Source organism: Miltoncostaea marina, from assembly GCF_018141525.1.
In the GTDB taxonomy this organism is placed as follows: domain Bacteria; phylum Actinomycetota; class Thermoleophilia; order Miltoncostaeales; family Miltoncostaeaceae; genus Miltoncostaea; species Miltoncostaea marina.
Genome location: NZ_CP064655.1, coordinates 2,376,360 through 2,395,908 on the forward strand (window position 1 = coordinate 2,376,360; position 19,549 = coordinate 2,395,908).

A 19,549-nucleotide genomic window follows, 5' to 3' on the forward strand; every position below is an offset into this window, starting at 1 on the left:
TCGGGTGGTCAGGCCCGCATCGGAAAGGGGATGGCGCTGCGGCCCCGCGAGGAGGAACGCCAGGCGGCTGAGGCCCGCGCGCCGGCCGGCCCGACGGCCGGGCCCGCCGACGAGGTCGCGCACCCGGCGCTGCGCAGCGCGGCCGCGCTCGGGAACCAGGCGATGACCGCGCTCGCGCGCGCGGGCGCCGGCATCCTGCCGGGCGGCCGGGTGCACCCGGACGTCGAGGCGGGGATCGCCGCCGCCCGCGGGGCGGGCCGACCGCTCGACGGAGCCACGCGCGACCGGATGGCCGCGCGCCTGGGTGACGGCCTCGGCGACGTGCGGGTGCACGAGGGCCCGGAGGCCGCCGGGCTCGCGCACGCGGTCAGCGCGCGGGCCTTCACGGTCGGCGCGGACGTCTTCTTCGCACCGGGCGAGCACCGGCCCGGCACGCGCGACGGCGACCGCCTGCTCGCCCACGAGCTGACCCACGTGGCCCAGCAGCGGGGGGGCCCGGCGAACGGGCCGATGGCCGTCTCGGAGCCCGGCGACCCGGCCGAGCGCGAGGCCGATGCGGTCGCCGATGGACTCGCCGGCTGACGGGCCGGCAGGGCTCGCCCGCGTCGAGGCGCGGGTGCGGGCGGCCGTGGAGTCCGTGGCCGCGACCGACCCGGCCCCCATGGACCCGTTCCGCGGGCTCTACGTCACCGACGAGCTGGCGGTCGCGATCGCGCGCTCCGAGCCCGCCATGGATCCGGAGGGTCGCCTGCGGGACGCGGCCCGCAGGCTGGGACTGGACGAGCTCGACACGCTCGTGCTCGCGGCGTGCGCGGCGCCGGAGCTGAACCCCGCGTACGGGCGCCTGTTCGCGTACCTCCACGACGACGTGACGCGCAAGCTCCCCAGCCCGGGGCTCGTGGCCCGGCTGGTCGCCGGCGACGGCGTCACCCCCGGCGACGTCCTCGCCCGCTTCGGACGCGACGCGCCGCTGCGCCGCATGGGCGCCCTCCGGCTGATCGACGAGCGCGGGCAGACGCCGCTCGCGGATCGCGCCGTGAAGATCGCCGACCCGGTCGCGGCGCTGCTGCTTGGCGCGCCGCTCGACGTCGGCGACGAGCGCGGCCGGCTGCGCCGGGTGCCGGTGCCCGAACCGGACCCCGGGCGGCCGGAGGTCGTCCGCGAGCTGCGCGCGCTGACGGAGTCGGACAGCGGGCTGCCGCTGCTCGTGGTCGGCCCGGACGCGCCCGTCATGCTCGCCGCCGCCCTCCGCGCCCCCCTCCTCGTGGTCGACGCCGGCGACGCGACCGACCCGGACATGATGGACGGCGCCCGGCTGGCCGCCGCCCTCGAGGGCCGGCGCGTCTGCGTCGACGGCCTGGCCGACCTCGATCCGGTCGCGCGGCGAGCCGCCCTGCCCGCCCTCTCGCGCCGCGGGGAACGCGTGCTGGCCGTGGGCGACTCGGGCGACGCCGTGTCCGCGTTCGCGGACCACACCGTCATCGTCGTCGAGGTCCCCATGCCGGACGTCGCGGAGCGCCGTGCGGCCTGGGCCGCGCGGACGGGGGCAGCCGACGTCGAGGACGTCGCGGCGAAGTTCCGGCTCTCGGTGACCCGGATCGCGGAGGCTGCCGACGTCGCCCGCGAGACGGCCGCGGCGGCGGGACTCCCGGAGCCGGGCCCCGTCCACCTCGACCTGGGGGCGCGACGGGCGTCGAGCGGGCGCCTCGGCGAGCTGGCGCAGCGCATGGACCCCGTCCACGACTGGGACCAGCTGGTGCTGCCCGACCGCCCGCTGGAGACGCTCCGATCGATCTCCGGGTACCTCCGCCACCGCGATCTCGTGCTCGCCGAGTGGGGATACGGGCGCAACGTCGCTCGGTCCCAGGGGCTCACCGCCCTCTTCGCCGGGGAGTCCGGCACCGGCAAGACCATGGCCGCCCAGGTGCTCGCGCACGACCTCGGGCTCGACCTCTTCCGTGTCGACCTGGCGACGGTGGTCTCGAAGTACATCGGGGAGACCGAGAAGAACCTCGACCGGGTCTTCTCGGCGGCCGAGGGATCGAACGCGATCCTCTTCTTCGACGAGGCCGACGCCCTGTTCGGCAAGCGGTCGGAGGTGAGCGACGCGCACGATCGCTACGCGAACGTGGAGGTCGCCTACCTCCTGCAGAAGATGGAGGCGTACCGCGGGGCGGTGATCCTGGCGACCAACTTCCGCCAGAACATCGACGAGGCGTTCCTGCGGCGGCTCGACGTGGTCGTGGACTTCCCGTTCCCCGAGCCCGAGGACCGGCTGCGGATCTGGCGCCTCGTGCTGCCCGACGAGGCGCCGGTCGGCGACGACGTCGACCTCGGGTTCCTCGCGACCCGGTTCAAGCTCTCGGGAGGCGGGATCCGCAACGCGTCGCTGGCCGCCGCCTTCCTCGCGGCGGACGACGGCCGGGTGATCACGATGCGCCACCTGGTGGTGGGCGTCGCGCTCGAGTACGGGAAGCTCGGCCGCCTGACCCTCGAGTCCGACTTCGAGCGGTTCCACGCCGCCGTGCGCGCCCCGCTCTGAACAGGACCTACGGCGTCCCCTCGCGCTCCTCGTTCGAGACGTGGGGCGTGCCGCCCTCGTCGATGTCGATGGTGAGCGACATCCAGGTCTCGCTGTTGGGCCCCCATCGGTCCCAGTACCAGTGCGTCCGGAGGATGAAGCGGGGCGCGCCGGTCGGGCCCACGGTCGTCTGGGCGGCGCCGCCCTCCACGTTCACCGCCAGGTTGTCCCATGCCGACCAGTTCGCCCGGCCCGTCATCTTGCCGGTCACCCATCGCCGCACCTTCACCGTCGTGCCCTCACCCGGGAGGCTGATGCCGATCTGCTTCGCGTCGGCCGACAGCGTCAGGCGGTAGTGGAGCGTGGCCGCCTGCATGTCGCGGAGCTTGAGCCACCCGGTGACCCCCACCGACTCCTCGGAGCGGCTGTCGTCCTCGCCCCAGACGAACTCGGCCGCCGCCGTCCGCAGGTTGCTCTCGAGCTCGGTCTGCAGCCGCCGCTGGACGTCCAGCTTCACCGCGGTGAGGATCTCGGCGTCGATGGCCTCGCTGGTCGGGACGCCGCGGGGCGCCGCGGACGGGCCCGCCGGCGCCGACCCGGGCGCCGCGTCGGGCGCCGCGCCGGGCGTGGGCGGCGGCGCCTGCCGCCCGTCGGGGACCGGCGCCGGCGCCGGCGGGCCGATCAGGGGCCGCGCCTCGGGATGCGCTGCGAGGTAGCGGTCGATGTACTGGTTGACGATCAGGAACTGGGCGATCTGCGCGAGCTTCGCCTCGTCCTGCGCGGTCATGATCTTCTCGGGGAAGTTGTAGGACGCGAACGCGTTCTCGCCCCGGTTCACGGCCGAGGCGACCTGCCCGGTGACCGCGGCCGCGGTGCCCACGACGGTGGCGAGCCCGGCCGCCGCCTCCCACGAGCCGACCCCGATGGCCACGAGGGCCGCCGGCCACGCGGGCTGCGCGACCGCCGGCTGCGCGGTCGGCGCGCGGCCGCCCGAGCGGGCGATGCGCGCCGGAGCCGCCGCCGGCCCCCGGGGGCCCGACCCGCGCTCCGCGGCCGCCCGGCGCCCGATGGCCTCCGCCTCGGCCTCCAGGCCGGGGTCGGACACCAGGGTCGTCCCCGCCCCGCCCGGATCGGGCACGCGGCCCTCGCGCTGCTGCACCACGTGGGCGGCCTCGTGGGCGAGGAGGCGGAAGCCGTCGTGTGAGCCGGGGCGGTAGGCGTCGCGCGCGAAGTGGATGTCCGCGCCGGCCGCGAGGGCGTACGCGCCGGCACGCTCGGCCTGGCCGTCCTGGTGCACGCGCACCTCACCCATGTCGTGGCCCAGCGTCGCCTCCAGATCGCCGCGAGTGCGTGGATCGAGCGGCACGCCCTCGCCGCTCCGCTGCAGCGCGAACGGCATGGTCACGGGGACCCCGTGCGCCTGCGCCAGGCCCGAGCGCGCCGCCCCGGCCGCGATCGCCGCCACCGCCCGGTTCCCCGCCGCGGCCTGCAGGCCGAGCAGACCTGGGCGCGGCGCCTCGGCCGCCGGCTCCGGACGTCCGCCGACGAGCCCCCCGTCGACGCGTGCTCGGTCGCGATCCCGCATCTCCGTCGCCCTCCCCTCCGGTGCGGCCGATCCTCGCAGGCCGCGCGATCGCCGGGCAACGCGCCGGACGGGCGCCGAGCCGTCGGCGGCCCGGTCGACCCGCGCGGACGGCGACCGGGCGTCGCCCGCGAGGGAAGCGCAGGATGCACGGCTGTCTGCACCTTCGTGCCCCGCGACGGAGGGGACCGATGGTGTGATGGCCCGGCAGCCGCACGAGCCGGGAGGACGCGCCGTGGCCACGACGATCCGGGTGCCCCTCAACACCATGCTCGCCGACCTCGACGAGACGGTGCGGCGGCTGCTGCGGCGGGAGTTCGGCGGGCGCGGGTTCGACGGCGTCGAGATCGCCTTCGACGCGCCGAGCCGCGAGTGGTCGGCGCAGCTGTCCTCGCCGACGGTCAACCTGTTCCTCTACGACGTGCGCCAGTCGGAGGACCACCGCCCGGCCGACTGGGACGAGGTGCGCCTGACCGACGGGCGCACGGTCGAGACCCGCCCGCCGCTGCGGCTCGCCGCGACGTACGCGGTCACGGCGTGGACGCGCGAGGTCGAGGACGAGCACCGGCTGCTCTCACAGGTGCTCGCCATCCTCTACGCCTACGACACGCTTCCCGCCGACCTCCTGGCGGGCGGGCTGGCCGACCCGGCCGCGCAGCCCTTCCCGCTGCGCACGCGGGTCGCCGAGCCGCGCCAGTCGGGCAGCCCGGAGTTCTGGTCGTCGATCGGCGGCTCGTACAAGGCGTCGCTGGACTTCGGCGTGACGCTGTCGTGCGACTCGGGGACCGCCGTCGAGCGCGGGCCCGAGGTGCGCAGCCATACCCTGCGGCTGCGCAACGTCGACGGCGGGCGCTCGGCGGTCGAGGACCTCCACACGGTGCGCGGCACGGTGCGCGCCCCCGACGGCGCCCCGGTGGCCGACGCCTGGGTCGTCGACGCGGGGGCGCGCGGATGGGTGGCCACCGACGAGGCCGGCGCCTTCGTGATCCCGCGCATGCGCGCCGGCGACCACGAGCTTCGGGCCCGGGCGCCGGACGGCCGGGAGGGCACGGCGACGGCGCGCGTGCCCGGCGGGGCGGCCGACATCGTGGTGGGCGCGCAGCAGCCGCGGCGCCGCCGGCGCGCGGGGGCGTAGGCGGCCGCGGTGGCGGCGGGGCCCGGCCGCGCTCGCGCCAACGGGCAGACAACGCTGCCCGCAAGGCTGCCCGGGCGACGCGTGTGCCGGACGGCCCCCTGGCGGGACGATCCGGCGTGTGCGCCGCTCCCACCCGACCGCCCCGCGTCCTGCTCGGGAACCTCGAGCCGATGGTCCGGCTGGGGATGAGCCGTCTGCTCGCCGACCACGGGGCCGACGTCTCCGAGGAGGCGCGGGCGAACGAGCTCGCGAGGGCCGCAGCGCGGCTCACGCCCGACGTGATCGTGCTGCCGCTGGACGACGGCGCGTCGACGGTGGTGGGGCCCGCGCGGCGGGCCGCCCCCGCGGCGAAGCTGATCCTGTGGGCGCGCGACGAGTCGGAGATGCAGGTGTACGACGCCGGCCGCCCGACGCCGCGGCGGGTGACCGCCGGCACCGCCCGCGCGCTGCTGAGCGAGCTGGAGCACGACCAACGACGCCGAGGGGGAGAGTGACATGCCGACCTACCTGACGCCCGGGGTCTACGTGGAGGAGGTCCCCGCGCAGTCGAAGCCGATCGAGGGGGTCGGGACGTCGATCGCGGCGTTCGTGGGCCTCGCGCCCGGCGGGCCCGTCAACACGCCGATGCGCATCGCCAACTGGACCCAGTTCGCGCGGATCTTCGGCGACCCGTCCAACCCGGAGGCCGGGCCCTTCATGTCGGGCGCGTACCTCGCCCACGCGGTGTACGGCTTCTTCCAGAACGGCGGCGGCGTCTGCTGGGTGGTGCGCGTGGGCGGCGACGGCGGCGACGGCGGGGGCCGGCCGCTCGCCCAGGCGGCGCTGCCGGCGGCCTCGAACCCCTCGGTCGACGCGTACCGGGCGATCGCCCAGCCCGACGTGACCGACCCGGTCGCGATCGAGCTCATCGAGGAGGCCCCGCCGGCGCCGGAGGGCGGCGGCGAGGGCGAGGGCGACGGCGGCGGGGCCGCCCCCGAGCCCACCTACCGGCTGGTGGTGACCGCCGGCGCGGCGCGCGAGGAGCACGAGGGCCTGACGCTCAAGCGCGGCCGGACCAACCTGGCGACGAAGGTCAACGCCGCCTCGAAGCTCATCCGCATCGAGGAGACCGGCGCCTCGCTGCCCGACGGCCAGCGCGCCCCGGCGGCCGGCTCGTACCCGCTGGTGGCGGCGGCGGTGGCCCCGGCCGGCCTCAGCGCGGGCGACTTCGACGGCGACGTGGCCCGGCGCACGGGGCTCGGCGGCCTGGCCGCGGTGGACGAGGTCACGATGCTCTGCCTGCCCGACCTGATGACGCTCGACGACGACGCCCAGGTGCGCGACCTGCAGGGCAAGATGATCGCCCACTGCGAGAAGGCCGGGGACCGCATGGCGATCCTCGACCCGCCGCCCGACATGCTGCCGCAGGACATCGACGAGTGGCGGATGGGCACGGCCGGCTACGACTCGAAGTTCGCGGCCCTCTACTGGCCGTGGATCGAGGTCATGGACCCGCTCACCAACCGGCCGGTCCTCGTGCCGCCGAGCGGCCACGTGGCCGGCGTGTGGGCGCGCACCGACGGCGCCCGCGGCGTGCACAAGGCCCCCGCCAACGAGGTGGTGCTCGGCGCCAACGGGCTGGCCTTCCAGGTGACCCACGAGGAGCAGGGCGGCCTCAACACGAACGGCGTCAACTGCATCCGGGCCTTCCCCGGGCGCGGCATCCGCATCTGGGGCGCGCGGACGCTCTCGAGCGACCCGGAGTGGCGCTACATCAACGTGCGGCGCCTCTTCAACTACGTCTCGGAGTCGATCATCGAGGGCACCCAGTGGGCCGTCTTCGAGCCGAACGACGACCGGCTCTGGACCCGCCTGCGCATCTCGAGCGCCAACTTCCTGACGCGCGTCTGGCGCGACGGCGCGCTGTTCGGCACCACGCCCGAGCAGGCCTTCTTCGTCAAGTGCGACGCCGAGACCAACCCGCCGGACGTGGTCGAGGCCGGCCAGGTCGTGATCGAGATCGGCATCGCGCCGGTCAAGCCGGCCGAGTTCGTCGTCTTCCGGATCAGCCAGTTCACCGCCGGGGCCGCAGAGGTCTCCGCCTAGCTAGCCCGCGCCTGCAGAGAGGAGAACGCACATGCCCCCCAAGGAACCGCGCCCCGCGTCCCGCTTCCGCCTCGACATCGGCGGCAAGGAGGGCATCGGGAGCTTCCGCGAGTGCACGGGCCTGGACTCGGAGACGACGGTCATCGAGCACACGTCGATCGACGCCAACGGCAACCCCGTGGTGCGCAAGGTCCCCGGGCCGCTCAAGTGGTCGAACATCACGCTGAAGCGCGGCGTCGACGAGAGCGCCGACCTGTGGACCTGGCGCAAGCAGGTGCTCGACGAGGGGCCCGACGCGGCGCGGGTCGACGGCTTCATCGAGCTGATCGACTACAACGGCTCGCCCATCGCGCGCTGGAAGTTCCTCCAGGGCTGGCCCACCAAGTACACGGGCGCGAGCCTCGACCCCAAGAGCAGCGACGTGGCGGTCGAGGAGATCCAGATCGCCCACGAGGGGCTGGACCGCGAGTAGGACGGCGGGGACGTCGGCCGCATGCGCACCGAGATAGCATTCACCCTGCCCCGGGGCTACGTCGACGCCGCCGGGGCCACCCACCGCGAGGGTTTCATGCGCCTCGCGACGGCGCGCGACGAGATCGAGCCGCTGCGCGACCCCGCGGTGCGCGAGAACGAGGCCTACCTGGGCGTGCTGCTGCTCGCCCGGGTGGTCACGCGCATCGGCACGGTCACCGACGTGACCCCGGCGGTGGTGGAGGGGCTCTACGCGGCCGACTTCGACCACCTCCAGAAGCTCTACGAGCGCCTCAACACCGACGGCGAGGCCGTCGGCACGGTCGGCTGCCCGTCCTGCGGGCACCGCTTCGAGGTCGACCTGACCGACGTCCAGGACGGCCGCCTGGGGGAACCATGAGGCCGTCCCCCGACGAGCTGCTCGGGGAGACGGCCCGCCTCGCCTACCACCTGCACTGGCCGCTCGGGACGATCCTCGACATGGAGCACCGCGACCGGCGGCGCTTCCTCGGCGAGGCGGAGCGGCTCGCCGGGCTGCGGGCGGGTGAGGCCACGTGAGCGGCCCGCCGCCCCGCGACGGCTGGCGGCCCGCCGCGACCATCCTCGGCCCCGGGGTGGCGCGCCGGCGCACGGGCCCGCTGCGCGACGTGGGCGCCCGCACGCTCGCCCGCGCCGTCGCCGCGCGGCGCACGCCGGCCGCGGCGCCCACCGCCATGCGCCTCGTCCCCGCGCGCGGCCGCCTCGCCCGGGCGCCGCTCGGCGCGCCGCCGCCCGGCGCGTCCGCCGCGCCGGTCGCGCCGGCCGCCCCCGCCCGGCCGGCCGGCCTGAGCGACTTCGCCTACGAATGGATGTTCGGCGACGGCCTCCCCGCCGGCGCCGTCCCCTTCGCCGAGGGCGCGGCCGTCGACCCCCTCAAGCGCCGTCTGGCCGAGGAGGCCGGGCCGGACCGCCGGACCGCCGGACCGCCGGCCGCCGGGCCGGCGGGAGGCCCGCCCCCCGCGCCCGCCGCGGGCCTCGCGCGCGCGCCCGCCGCGGCCGGTGACGCGTCCGCGGCGGGCCCCGCGACCGCCGGCCCGTCGCCGCGGCCGGACCCCGGGGCGCCCCGCCCGCGCGGCCGCGTGGAGGAGGTCTCCTCGTTCCGCATCGCCCGCGCGCCGCGGCCCGCCCCTCCGGCCGCCGGGCGGGAGGGCCCGGTGACGGCTCCGCCGGCCGCGGGGGCCGGTCCGGCGCCGACGACGGCGCCGGAGGGTCCGATCCAGGCGGCCGAGGCGGTCGAGGCGGCCGGGCCGGCCGGGACGGCGGGCTCCGCAGCGGCGGCGGGCGCCTCGGAGGGCGCGGACGTCCCGGTGACGGGGTCGCCGGCATCCTCCGCGGCATCGGTTGCGCCTGCCGACCCATCCGCCACCGTCTCGTCCGATGCGCCAATTGGCGCGACCGGGTCGCGCCAATTGGCGCCCCGGCCCGTGCGCCTGCGCCGCCGGGCCGCAGAGCGCCCGCCGGCCCCTGCGCCCGCCGCCCGGCTGCAGCGCTCCCGGCGCCCGGCCCCCGGGCCGGTCGAGGTCCCGGCCACCGGGGATCCGGTCGCCACGGGTCCGGCGGCAGGGGGCGCCGCCGGGGCGGCCGCCGGCGCGGTTGTGCCCGCATCCGCGCCGGCGGCCGGATCCGCGCCCGCCGGGAGGACCTCGACGCAGGGGGCGCCGGCCGGGGGGACGCCGCCGGCGGAGGAGGAGGAGGCCGCGCCCGCGGTGCGCGGCCGCGGCCTGCTGCGGCGCATCGCCCGGCGGCCGGGGGCCCGGCCGCCGGCGCCACCGCGGCCCGCGCGCCCGGTCGTCGCCCGTTTGGGCGACGACCGGGCGCCCATTCGGCCGACAGACGCGCCGCCGTCCGTACGCGTGCGGTCCGACGACGGACCGCCGGTCGGCGGCGCGCCTGGGGCCTCCGGATCGGTCGAGGTGCGATCGGCCGACGCGTCGGGGTCCACTTGGACGTCCACCGGGGCGCCGGCCGATCCGACCGCCACGGAGGCGTCGGACGCCGGTCGCGACCCGGCGGTCGCCTCGGCGTCGGCGGCGGGGGCGGGCCGCCGAGCGTCGGTGGGCCGCGCGATCGCGCGGCTGCGCCGCGCCCGGGCCGGCGGCGAGGGGGCGCCGCCGGCCGCGGCGGCCGCGCCCGCGACGGCGGCGGCGGCGGTCGCGGGGACCGCCACGGCCGCAGCGCCCCGAGAGGGCGGCGGGCGCCGGCTGTCGCGGCGCCCCGGCCGGCCGGCGGAGCCGCACCCGGCGTCCCCGGCGCCGCCGGTGCCCCCGGCCGACGCGGTGCCCCCGTCGGGCGCGGCGCCGCCGGCCGGCGCCCCGGCGCCGCCCGGCCCGAGGGCCCCGGCCGACCCGCCGCCCGCCGCGCTCGACGACCCCGGCCGCCCCCACCTGCGCCCCGTGGCGCCCGTGGAGGATGCCCCGGCGGGCGGGTCGGGCGGGTCGGCCGCGCCGGCGGCGGGCGGGGCGCGGGGGCGCCGGCTCGCGCGCCTGCAGCTCCCCGGGACGCCGGCGCTCCCGGGGGCCCCCTCAGCGCCGGCGCGGCCGTCGCGGCCCGCGGCCCTCCCCTCCCTCGCCGCGCCCGCCGGGCTGCCGGGCCCCGCCGGGCTGCCGGGCCCCGCCGACCTGCCGGGCCTCGCCGACCTGCCGGACCCGTCCGGACTGCCCGCGCCGTCCGGCCTGGCCACGCCGGCGGGGGCGGCCGACGCCCTGCAGCGCGGCGCCGGGGCGCTCGGGGTGCCGCTGCCGCCCTCGGTCGCGGGGCTGCTCGGCGCAGCGGGCGGCCCCGGCGCGGCGGGCGCGGCCGGCCGGGCCGCCGGAGCGGCGGCGCCCAGCATGGACGAGATCTACGACGCCGTGGTGGAGCGGCTGCGGCGCGACCTGGTGGTGGAGCGGGAGCGGATGGGCGACCTGCTCGGGGACCTCGGGCACTGAGGAGGCGGACGTGGCCACGGCGCGATCGACACGACCGGGCAGCGCGACGCCCGACCCCGCGGCGCGGCGCTTCTTCGGCGTCGACGTGGGCGAGACGATCGGCTGGTTCACCGAGGTCTCGGGGCTCGCGATGGAGTACGAGGTGGTCGAGCACCAGGAGGGCGGGGTCAACGACTTCGTCCACAAGCTCCGCGGCCGGATGAAGTTCCCCAACCTGGTGCTGAAGCGGGGCATCACGCACGAGGAGGCGTTCGTGCGCTGGTTCCTCGCCTGCCGGGAGAAGACCGAGCGACGCGACCTGTCGGTGACCCTCTACGGGCCCGACCTGGCGCCGATCCGGACCTGGTCGTTCGCGGGCGCGTTCCCGGTCAAGTGGACCGGCCCCGACCTGAGCGCCACGGCGGGCGAGGTGGCGATGGAGAGCATCGAGATCGCCCACCAGGGCCTGAAGGGCGTCGCGCCCGGCGGGGGCTGAGCGATGGCGATCCCCGACAACCTCACGAAGGCCTACCTGCGGATCGAGGGCGGCGAGCAGATCGACTGCTGGTTCAACCCGTCCGAATACACGATCACCAAGGCGAACAGGTGGACGGTCAAGCCGGTGGTCGGCGAGGGCATGCCGACGGCGGAGTTCGGCGGCGGCGACGCCCAGAAGCTGCAGCTCGAGCTGCTGTTCGACGACGCGGACCGCGAGGACGGCGACGTGCGGGCCGTGACCAACGCGCTGTTCGCCGCGATGGCGGTCGACTCGGCGCTGGCCTCGGGCAAGAACAGCGGCCGGCCGCCGACGATCGAGTTCGGCTGGGGCTCCACGACCACCTTCAAGGCCGTCTGCGACTCGCTGTCGGTGCAGTATCTGCTGTTCCGGCCCAACGGCACCCCGGTGCGCGCGAAGGCGACCGTCTCGCTGCTGCAGGCCGAGCCCACGGTCGGCAAGGGGCCGCAGAACCCGACCACCCGCGGGGTGCGCGGCCTGCGCACCCACGTGGTGCGCGACGGCGACAGCATCCAGGGGATCGCCCACGCCGCCTACGGCGACCCGACGCTGTGGCGGACGGTCGCCGAGGCCAACGGCATCGACGACCCGCTCCGGCTGCCGCGCGGCGCCGTCCTCTCCATCCCCACGCTGCCCGGATGAGCCCGGCCGCCCCCGACGGCCGCACGGCCCAGATCGCCGGCGTCGAGGTGCTGGTGGACGGCCAGCCGCTCGCCCCCACGCTGACGCGCCTGCTGCAGGAGGTGCGGGTGGAGGACGACCTGACGCTGCCCGACGCGTTCGCCGTGCGCATCTCGGACCCGGGCCTCGCGAACATCGACGCCCACCCGCTGCAGGTGGGCGCGGAGGTCGAGATCCGCCTCGGCGCGCCCGACGCCAACCGCCTCACCCCGCTGATGAGGGGGCAGATCACCTCCCTCGAGCCGGAGTTCCGCGCCGACGGCATCGCGATCGTCGCCCGCGGCTACGACCACTCGCACGCCCTGGACCGCACGCGCCGCACCGCGACCTACCAGGACACGACCGTCGCCGAGGTGGTGCGGAAGGTCTGCCAGCGGGCCGGCCTGCGGGCGGCGACCGTGGAGGACGCCGGCGGCGCGCAGCCGTTCGTGCAGCAGACCAACGAGACCGACTGGCGGTTCCTCTGGCGGCTCGCCCGGCGGGTGGGCTGCGAGGTGGAGGTGGCCGATGGCGCCCTGCACTTCCGGCGCGCGGGCGGCGGCGAGCCCGCCGGCGAGCCGCTCGCCCTGCGCTACGGCGACGCCCTGCGCGCGTTCCGCCCCCGCCTGACGGGGGTGCAGGGCGTCGAGGAGGTCGTCGTGCGCGGCTGGGACTACACGGCCAAGCGGGCGATCGAGGCGACCGCCGGGCCTCAGCCGCCCCGCTCGTCGATCGGCGTCCCGCGGGACGAGGTGGCGCGCAGGCTGGGCGGCGGGTCGATGGCCGTCGCGGACGCGCCGGTCAACGACCAGGAGGAGGCCGACGCGCTCGCGAAGGGTGTGATGGCCCGCATGGTGGAGGGCTACCTCGAGGCCGAGGGCGTCTGCCGCGGCGCGCCGTCGCTGCGGGCCGGGTCGAGCGTGCGCGTGGAGGGCGTGGGCACCCGCTTCAGCGGGACGTACCGGGTCACCTCCACCACCCACCTGTTCCGCGGCGCGAGCGGCTACGAGACCCGCTTCCGCGTGTCGGGCGAGGCGCCGCGCAGCCTGGTCGGCCTGATGACGCCCTCGGCCCGGGCCGGCTGGGAGCCCGACGGCGTGCAGGTGGCCGTCGTCACCCAGAACGAGGACCCCGCCGGCCTCGGGCGGGTGCGGATCCGCCACCCGGAGCTGGGCGAGGACACCGAGGGCTGGTGGGCCCGCGTCGCCGGGCCGGGCGCGGGCCGCGACCGCGGGCTGCTGATGACCCCCCGCGTGGGCGATGAGGTGCTCGTGGCCTACGAGCACGGCGACGTGCGCCGCCCGGTCGTGCTCGGCGCCCTGTGGAACGGCGAGGACGCCCCCGGCGAGCTGGTGCAGGCCGACGGCTCCTTCCGGCTGCGCAGCGCCGAGTCGGTCGGCATCGCCGCCGACCGGACGATGCGGATCACCGCCGAGGACGAGCTCGAGGTGGAGGTCGGCGGCGCATCGGTCGTGATGAAGAAGGACGGCGCGATCTCGGCCACCGGCAAGGAGGTCACCGTGAAGGGCGGCGGGTCGGTCACGGTGGAGGCCTCCGGCAGCCTCACCCTCAAGGCGGGCGCGGGCATCACGATCCAGGCGGGCGGCACGGTGCGGGTGACCGGCGCCCAGGTCCAGCTCGGGTGAGGGGGCGGCGGTGGGCGGCATCCTCGGCTCCGGGCTCGCATTCCCCCTGCGGGTCGACGCCCGCGGCGGCATCGCGCTGGCGCACGAGGACGAGGACGTGCGCGAGGCGATCTCGGTGATCCTCGGCACGGCGCCGGGCGAGCGGCCGATGCGCCCCGAGTTCGGCTGCGGCATCCACGACCACGTCTTCGAGGCGGTCGACGCCTACCTCGTGGGGCGGCTCGAGCAGGAGGTGCGCGCCGCGCTCGACCGCTGGGAGCCGCGCATCGAGGTGCTCGCGGTCGACATGTCGGCCGAGGAGCGCGCGGACGGGGGCAGCGTCAACGAGGTCGTCGTCATCGACGTCACCTACCGGCTGCGCTCGACGAACGACGTGCGCAACCTCGTGCACCCCTTCTACGTCATCCCGGCGGAGGAGCCGCGATGACCACGGGCCGCCTGCCCGCGGTCGCCCTGGACGACCGCGGCTTCCAGGACCTGGTGAACGAGGCCCGCCTGCGCATCGCACAGAGCTGCCCCGAGTGGACCGAGCACAACGTCTCGGACCCGGGCATCACCCTCATCGAGCTGTTCGCCTGGATGACCGAGATGGTCATCTACCGGCTCAACCGCATCCCCGACAAGCTGCACGTGGCGCTGATGGAGCTGCTCGGGATCGCCCTCGAGCCGGCCACCGCGGCGCGCGCGGAGCTGCGCTTCCGCCTCTCCGCGCCGGCGACCGGCCCGGTCGTCATCCCGGCGGCCACGACGGAGGTCGCGACCCCGCGCACCCCCGGCGAGGAGCCGGTGGTCTTCCAGACGCTGGAGGACGTCACGATCCCGGCCGCGCGCCCGGCCGCGTACGTCGTGGAGCGCGGGCGCGCCGCGAAGGACGTGGGCGTGGCGGCGGGCGTCGCCAAGCCCAAGGGCCCCGACCAGATGCCGTTCGGCATGCCGCCCCAGGTGGGCGACGCCCTCTACCTGGGCTTCGACGCCCCGCTGGCGCGGCTGCTGGTGCGCGTGGACGTCGACTGCTCGCAGGCGCGCGGCGCCGGCGTCGACCCCGAGGACCCCCCGCTCAAGTGGGAGGCCTCGTGGGGCGAGGCGCCCGGCGGGTGGGGCGAGGCCGAGGTGCTGCTCGACTCGACCGGCGGCTTCAACTACGGCAGCGGCGTGGTCGAGCTGCAGATGCCCGCCGGCCACGACCCGGCCACCGTCGGCGGGGTGCGCGCCCACTGGCTGCGCTGCCGGCTGGACGACACCACGCGCCGCGGCGCCGCGGCGGCCGCCTTCTCCCACCCGCCGGAGATCTACGAGATCACCGCCGGCGCGCTCGGCGCGCTGGTGCCGGCGGCGCACAGCGTGCGCGTGGACGAGGAGCTGCTCGGCGAGAGCGACGGGACGCCGGGCCAGACGTTCCGGCTGCGCGACGCGCCGGTGCTCGCCCTGGAGGGCGACGAGGGCCTGGAGGTGCTCGAGCCCGAGTCGCCGGCCTGGCGGCGCTGGGAGCTGCGCGAGTCGTTCGCCGAGAGCGGCCCCGCCGACGAGCACTACGCGCTCGACCTGGCGAGCGGCGAGCTGTCGCTGGGCCCGGCCATCCGCGCCGGCGACGGCGCCTGGCGCCAGTACGGCGCCGTGCCGCCGAAGGGCGCCCGTCTGCGCATGCGCGGCTACCGGCACGGCGGCGGCCGGCGCGGCAACGTGGCCGCCGGCGCCCTCAGCGTGCTGAAGAGCGCCATCCCGACCGTGGCCTCGGTCGTCAACCCCGGCCCCGCGGCGGGCGGCGTCGACCCCGAGTCGCTCGAGGGCGCCCGCCAGCGCGCCGCCATGGAGATCCGCACCCGGTACCGGGCGGTCACCCGCGAGGACTTCGAGTTCCTCTGCGGCGAGGCCTCACCACGGGTCGCACGGGCGATCTGCGTGGAGCCGCCCGGCAGCGTGGGCGTGGCGCGGCTGCACATCGTGCCGCGCGTCGAGCCCGCCGACCGCCCGCTGACCCTGCGCGAGCTGACCCCCGACGAGGAACTGTTCGCCCAGGTCGCCGCCTATCTCGACGAGCGCCGCCTGATCGGCACCCGCGTGGAGCTGCTGCCCGCCCGCTACCGGGGCGTCAGCGTGGTGGTGAACCTGCAGGCGAGCCTGCGGGCCGACCCGCGACGGGTGGAGGAGGACGTCGCCCAGGCGCTCTACGCCTACCTCAACCCGCTCGTCGGCGGCGCCATGGAGGGCCCCGGCCGGGGGTGGGCGTTCGGCCGCGCGCTCAACCAGGGCGAGCTCTACGGGGTGATCCACCAGGTGGAGGGCGTCGACTTCGTGCGGGTGCTGCGCGTCTACGAGACCGACCTCGCGAGCGGCGAGCAGCAGCCCAAGCAGGCGGGGAGCCACATCCCGCTGGAGCCCGACGAGGTGATCGCCTCCGGGCGGCACCTCGTGCGCGCGGAGCACTCTGAGCTGTGAGCGCGCCCGCCCGCGCCGACGGAGCGCCCCCGGCCGCCTCGGCGCGCGCCTACCTGCGGGGCGGGCTGCCCGCGATCTACCGCGAGTCCGACTTCGGCATGCGGTTCGTCGCGGCGCTCGAGACCCTGCTCGACCCGATCGTCGCCACCCTCGACAACCTGCCGTCCCGGTTCGACAGCCGGCTGGCCGACCGTCGCACCCTCGGGCTGATGGCGGCCTGGCTGGGGCTGGAGCTCGACGAGTCCTGGCCCGAGGACCGCCAGCGGGAGCTCGTGCGCCGGGCCTCGGAGCTCGCGCGCCGTCGCGGCACCCGCCGGGGCCTGGAGGAGGCGCTGCGCATCGCCTTCCCCGACCTGCCGCTGCGGGTGGAGGACGACGGCGGCGTGGTGCACGCGGGATCGGCCGGGGAGCTGCCGGCCGCGCCGCCGCCGCGGTTCGTCGTCTACTGCGACGTCCCGCTGGAGGAGCCGGCGGGGCTGGCCCGCATGATCGAGGTGATGAAGCCGGTGCACGTGGAGTACCGGCTGCGCATCCGCTCGCCCCGGCGCGGCCCGGAGGCGGCGTGACGACCGTCTGCCGCGCGTGCGGGCAGATCGCCGAGGGCGACCCGGACTTCTGCCCCGCCTGCGGCGAGTACCTGCGCTGGGACCCCACCGACGTCCACGCCGCGGTCGAGCCCGCGGCGCCCGCCGTGCCCGCCGCCCCCCGCCGCCCGCCGCCCCGCCGCCCGCCGCCCCGCCGCCCGCCCGCCGCGCCGGCGCGGGCGCGCCCGCCGCGGCCCCGCCCCCTCGGCCCCGCCGGCGCCGGCCCCCGCGCAGCCCGACGCCGTGCTCATCGCGCTGCGGCGGCCCGACGACGAGGGCTACGCCGGCGAGCCGATCGAGCTGCGCGTGGAGCCGGGGGCGGCCGTGACCCTGCGCGCCCTGGTGCGCAACCAGAGCGGCATCGTCGACAACTACGACATGACGGTCGACGGCCTGCCCGAGGGCTGGTGGGAGGTCGCCCCCGCCACCGTCTACCTCGTCCCCTTCGGCGCGGCGGGCGGCTCGTACGAGCAGGAGGTCGAGGTGCGCCTGGCGCCGCCGCGCGCGCCCGAGGCCGAGGCGCGCGCGTGGGAGGTCGTGGTGGTGGCCACCTCGCGCGCCAACGGCACGCAGGTGCGCTCGGCGCCGAGCACGCTCGAGATCGCGCCCTACAGCGAGCTGGAGGCCGCCCTCACGCCCGAGCGGCGCTCCGGCCGCATCGAGGCCGCGTTCACGCTCGCGCTCACCAACCGGGCCAACGCGCCCGTCGAGGTGGCGCTGAGCGGCGTCGACCCAGAGGAGGCCCTGGGCTTCGAGTTCCGCGAGCCGTTCGTGCCCGCCGCCCGGCGCACCCGCGACCCGCTCGACCGGGCGGAGTCGGCGTGGGACCGGGCGGAGGCCCTGGGGGTCGGCCAGGCCGGGGTGGAGGAGATCGGCAAGCGCGCCGTCCAGCGGGCCACCGCCGGCGCCGAGGGCACGGTGGTGCGCATCCTCAAGCGCCGCCGCCGTGTGGGGCGGCGCTTGAGCGGCGTGCGCCTGGCCCCCGGCGAGCGCGCCGAGGCGGTCGTGGCCGTCAGCCCGCCCAAGCAGATCTGGATCGGGCGGAGCGTGATGCACCCGTTCCAGGTGGTGGCGCGGCCGGCCGGTGCGGACGTGCCGGGGCCGCCGGTGGCGGGCACGTTCCGCCAGCGCCAGTGGCTGCCCTGGTGGCTGATGATCGTCGTGCCGCTGGTCGTGGTCGCCGGGATCTGGTTCCTCTCGACGCGCGGTGGCGAGGCGACGGTCCCCGACCTGGCGCCCGCCCCGGACGTGTTCGCGGCGAAGGCGCTGCTCGAGGACAGCGGGCTGACGCTCGGCGAGACGTTCGAGGAGGCCGCGCCCGACGCCGAGCCGGGCGCGATCATCGAGCAGACGCCGGCGGCCGGCGAGACCGCGGCGGAGGGCAGCGAGGTCTCGATCAAGGTCGCCGTCGCGCCCGAGCGCGCGGCGGTGCCCGACCTGACCGGCCAGACGACGGAGCAGGCGCGCGCCACCCTGACCGCGGCGGGGTTCCAGCTCGGGCGTCCGCTCAACGAGCCGGCCGACCCGGCGACCGCCGCCATCGCCAACCAGATCCCCGTGCCGGACACCGTCGAGGCGACCGGCGCGGCGATCGACGTGGCCTTCGCCGAGGCGGACGGCGACACGGTCACGGCGCCCACGGGCGCGCCGCCGCCGTCGACGGCCCCGGGCGGCGCGCCGACCGCCCCCGCGCCCACGCCCACCGCGCCCGGCGGCGCCCCGCCGCCGCCGGCGACCGCGCCGACGCCGGCCCCGGCGCCGGGCGGCCCCGTCGTGGCCCCCGTCCCGGTGCCGGCCGGCGGGGCGCCGCCGCCCCAGCCGGCCCCGCCGGCGCCCGGCGGCGGGGTGCCGGTGCCCGAGGTGGTCGGGACCGGCCAGGACGAGGCGTCCGCGGTGCTGACGCGCGCCCCTCGTGCCCGCCGCCGCCCTCGCCGCCAGCGCGACCGTGCCGGCCGGCCGGGTCGCGGCGCAGGAGCCGGCCGCCGGCACGGAGGTCGCCGCGGGCGGCACCGTGGTGATCACGGTCTCGCGCGGCTACCCGGCCGTCATCCACGACGCGGACGGCGACGTCGTGCGGGTGGGCGGCGCGGCCGGCGACCCCGTGGAGCCCCTCGCCGCCTCCCCCGACGTGGAGGAGCAGGCGTCCGCGTCGTTCGCCACGCCGCTGATCGTCTACCGGCGCGGGCCGGAGGGGGCCACGCGCGGCGTCGCCCCGTCGGCCCAGCTGTGGGCGGTCGACCCCTCCGACCCGCGCTCGGCCCGGCCGATCACCGACGAGGGCTTCGATGACCGCCGGCCGGCCATCGCGCCCGACGGCGCCGTGGTGGCGTTCGTCTCCAACCGGGGCAGCCGCCCCGACGACTACGACCTCTGCTTCGCCCGGCTCGACCGGTCGCAGCAGGTGCCGCGCTGCATCGCCGACCGGGACGTCAACGTGAGCCGGCCGGCGTGGTCGCCCGACGGCCGCTCCCTGCTCGTGACGGCCTCGGACGGCACCCAGACGGAGCTGCTGCTGCACACCTCCGTGGTCCCCTCGTCGGGGAGCCCCGCCGACTGGACGCCGCAGGGGCTGGTCACCGACGGCATGCACGGCGAGCGCCGCAGCGACCAGGTGCTCTCGTCGGCGTTCTCGCCCGACGGCTCGCGCCTGGCCTTCTCGGCCAACTGGCGCAGCGCCACGTTCACGCTCTGGACGGTGCCGGTGGCGAACGGCGTGATCGGCGCCGAGGCCGAGCAGCAGCCCTTCGTGGCGGCGTGCGAGCTGGCCTGGCGCCCGGACGGCGCCGAGCTCGCGGTGACCCAGCGCAACCGCACCTGCGACGAGCGCGGGCGCATCGTGCGCGTGGACCCGGCCGCGCCCAACGCGCAGACCCTGCTGAGCCGGCTGGACGCCGCGTCGGGCAACCCGGTCTGGGCGCCCCCGGCGCCCGGCTAGCGGGGGCGCGGGGATGCTCTGCCGGAGCTGCC

The 19,549-nt window shown here is 77.5% G+C and carries 17 protein-coding genes and 1 pseudogene; 17 read left to right on the top strand and 1 reads right to left on the bottom strand.

Features of this window, described 5'->3' with window-relative positions:
- Positions 1-30: 30 nt before the first annotated feature.
- Together ITJ85_RS12100 and ITJ85_RS12105 are read left to right on the top strand one after the other, a co-directional pair.
- Complete coding sequence (locus ITJ85_RS12100) at positions 31-582, top strand: eCIS core domain-containing protein (RefSeq protein WP_217913359.1); 552 nt, start codon at positions 31-33, stop codon at positions 580-582.
- Positions 566-2,542, top strand: coding sequence for an ATP-binding protein (locus ITJ85_RS12105; RefSeq protein ID WP_217913360.1), 1,977 nt, complete (start codon positions 566-568; stop codon positions 2,540-2,542). Before ITJ85_RS12100 ends, ITJ85_RS12105 begins: the two co-directional genes overlap by 17 nt.
- Before the next feature lie 7 nt (positions 2,543-2,549).
- Here ITJ85_RS12105 and ITJ85_RS12110 read toward each other — a convergent pair whose 3' ends face one another.
- Complete coding sequence (locus tag ITJ85_RS12110) at positions 2,550-4,106, bottom strand: eCIS core domain-containing protein (protein WP_217913361.1); 1,557 nt, start codon at positions 4,104-4,106, stop codon at positions 2,550-2,552.
- Positions 4,107-4,338: 232 nt separating this feature from the next.
- On the opposite strand from ITJ85_RS12110, the gene ITJ85_RS12115 reads away from it, so the two are divergent.
- From ITJ85_RS12115 to ITJ85_RS17685, 15 genes and pseudogenes are all read left to right on the top strand, one after another.
- Positions 4,339-5,238, top strand: a complete 900-nt coding sequence (locus tag ITJ85_RS12115) for a Pvc16 family protein (RefSeq protein ID WP_217913362.1) — start codon at positions 4,339-4,341, stop codon at positions 5,236-5,238.
- 185 nt (positions 5,239-5,423) lie between these two features.
- Positions 5,424-5,732 carry a hypothetical protein gene (locus ITJ85_RS12120; RefSeq protein ID WP_217913363.1) on the top strand — a complete coding sequence of 103 codons (309 nt, stop codon included), beginning with the start codon at positions 5,424-5,426 and terminating at the stop codon, positions 5,730-5,732.
- Position 5,733: 1 nt separating this feature from the next.
- A complete protein-coding gene (locus tag ITJ85_RS12125; RefSeq protein ID WP_217913364.1) occupies positions 5,734-7,323 on the top strand; it encodes a phage tail sheath family protein in 1,590 nt (529 codons plus the stop codon).
- Between the two features lie 31 nt (positions 7,324-7,354).
- Positions 7,355-7,795: a phage tail protein gene (locus ITJ85_RS12130; RefSeq protein WP_217913365.1), complete on the top strand. Its 441-nt coding sequence runs from the start codon at positions 7,355-7,357 to the stop codon at positions 7,793-7,795.
- Positions 7,796-7,816: 21 nt separating this feature from the next.
- A complete protein-coding gene (locus ITJ85_RS12135; protein ID WP_217913366.1) occupies positions 7,817-8,194 on the top strand; it encodes a hypothetical protein in 378 nt (125 codons plus the stop codon).
- Positions 8,191-8,352, top strand: coding sequence for a hypothetical protein (locus tag ITJ85_RS12140; protein WP_217913367.1), 162 nt, complete (start codon positions 8,191-8,193; stop codon positions 8,350-8,352). The genes ITJ85_RS12135 and ITJ85_RS12140 overlap by 4 nt, the downstream gene beginning before the upstream one ends.
- A gap of 1,535 nt (positions 8,353-9,887) precedes the next feature.
- Positions 9,888-10,760, top strand: a complete 873-nt coding sequence (locus ITJ85_RS12145) for a hypothetical protein (protein ID WP_217913368.1) — start codon at positions 9,888-9,890, stop codon at positions 10,758-10,760.
- A 10-nt stretch (positions 10,761-10,770) separates the two neighbouring features.
- Complete coding sequence (locus ITJ85_RS12150; protein WP_217913369.1) at positions 10,771-11,235, top strand: phage tail protein; 465 nt, start codon at positions 10,771-10,773, stop codon at positions 11,233-11,235.
- A gap of 3 nt (positions 11,236-11,238) precedes the next feature.
- Positions 11,239-11,898, top strand: a complete 660-nt coding sequence (locus tag ITJ85_RS12155) for a CIS tube protein (protein WP_217913370.1) — start codon at positions 11,239-11,241, stop codon at positions 11,896-11,898.
- Positions 11,895-13,562: a VgrG-related protein gene (locus ITJ85_RS12160; protein WP_217913371.1), complete on the top strand. Its 1,668-nt coding sequence runs from the start codon at positions 11,895-11,897 to the stop codon at positions 13,560-13,562. Before ITJ85_RS12155 ends, ITJ85_RS12160 begins: the two co-directional genes overlap by 4 nt.
- A gap of 10 nt (positions 13,563-13,572) precedes the next feature.
- Entirely contained in the window at positions 13,573-13,989 is a 417-nt protein-coding gene (locus tag ITJ85_RS12165) for a GPW/gp25 family protein (protein ID WP_217913372.1), read from the top strand.
- Positions 13,986-15,998: a putative baseplate assembly protein gene (locus tag ITJ85_RS12170; protein WP_217913373.1), complete on the top strand. Its 2,013-nt coding sequence runs from the start codon at positions 13,986-13,988 to the stop codon at positions 15,996-15,998. The genes ITJ85_RS12165 and ITJ85_RS12170 overlap by 4 nt, the downstream gene beginning before the upstream one ends.
- On the top strand, positions 15,995-16,564 hold the full coding sequence (locus ITJ85_RS12175; protein WP_217913374.1) for a phage tail protein: 570 nt from the start codon (positions 15,995-15,997) through the stop codon (positions 16,562-16,564). Before ITJ85_RS12170 ends, ITJ85_RS12175 begins: the two co-directional genes overlap by 4 nt.
- Before the next feature lie 1,170 nt (positions 16,565-17,734).
- Positions 17,735-18,169, top strand: a pseudogene (locus tag ITJ85_RS17680) (PASTA domain-containing protein); the annotation flags it as partial.
- Positions 18,170-18,710: 541 nt separating this feature from the next.
- Positions 18,711-19,517, top strand: coding sequence for a TolB family protein (locus ITJ85_RS17685; RefSeq protein WP_425517129.1), 807 nt, complete (start codon positions 18,711-18,713; stop codon positions 19,515-19,517).
- Positions 19,518-19,549: the final 32 nt, after the last annotated feature.

Bases quoted from the DNA above. Each gene is read 5' to 3' on its own strand.
- ITJ85_RS12100 (WP_217913359.1), top strand. From the start codon at position 31: ATGGCGCTGCGGCCCCGCGAGGAGGAACGCCAGGCGGCTGAGGCCCGC.
- ITJ85_RS12105 (WP_217913360.1), top strand. From the start codon at position 566: ATGGACTCGCCGGCTGACGGGCCGGCAGGGCTCGCCCGCGTCGAGGCG.
- ITJ85_RS12110 (WP_217913361.1), bottom strand. From the start codon at position 4,106: ATGCGGGATCGCGACCGAGCACGCGTCGACGGGGGGCTCGTCGGCGGA.
- ITJ85_RS12120 (WP_217913363.1), top strand. From the start codon at position 5,424: ATGAGCCGTCTGCTCGCCGACCACGGGGCCGACGTCTCCGAGGAGGCG.
- ITJ85_RS12125 (WP_217913364.1), top strand. From the start codon at position 5,734: ATGCCGACCTACCTGACGCCCGGGGTCTACGTGGAGGAGGTCCCCGCG.
- ITJ85_RS12130 (WP_217913365.1), top strand. From the start codon at position 7,355: ATGCCCCCCAAGGAACCGCGCCCCGCGTCCCGCTTCCGCCTCGACATC.
- ITJ85_RS12135 (WP_217913366.1), top strand. From the start codon at position 7,817: ATGCGCACCGAGATAGCATTCACCCTGCCCCGGGGCTACGTCGACGCC.
- ITJ85_RS12140 (WP_217913367.1), top strand. From the start codon at position 8,191: ATGAGGCCGTCCCCCGACGAGCTGCTCGGGGAGACGGCCCGCCTCGCC.
- ITJ85_RS12155 (WP_217913370.1), top strand. From the start codon at position 11,239: ATGGCGATCCCCGACAACCTCACGAAGGCCTACCTGCGGATCGAGGGC.
- ITJ85_RS12160 (WP_217913371.1), top strand. From the start codon at position 11,895: ATGAGCCCGGCCGCCCCCGACGGCCGCACGGCCCAGATCGCCGGCGTC.
- ITJ85_RS12170 (WP_217913373.1), top strand. From the start codon at position 13,986: ATGACCACGGGCCGCCTGCCCGCGGTCGCCCTGGACGACCGCGGCTTC.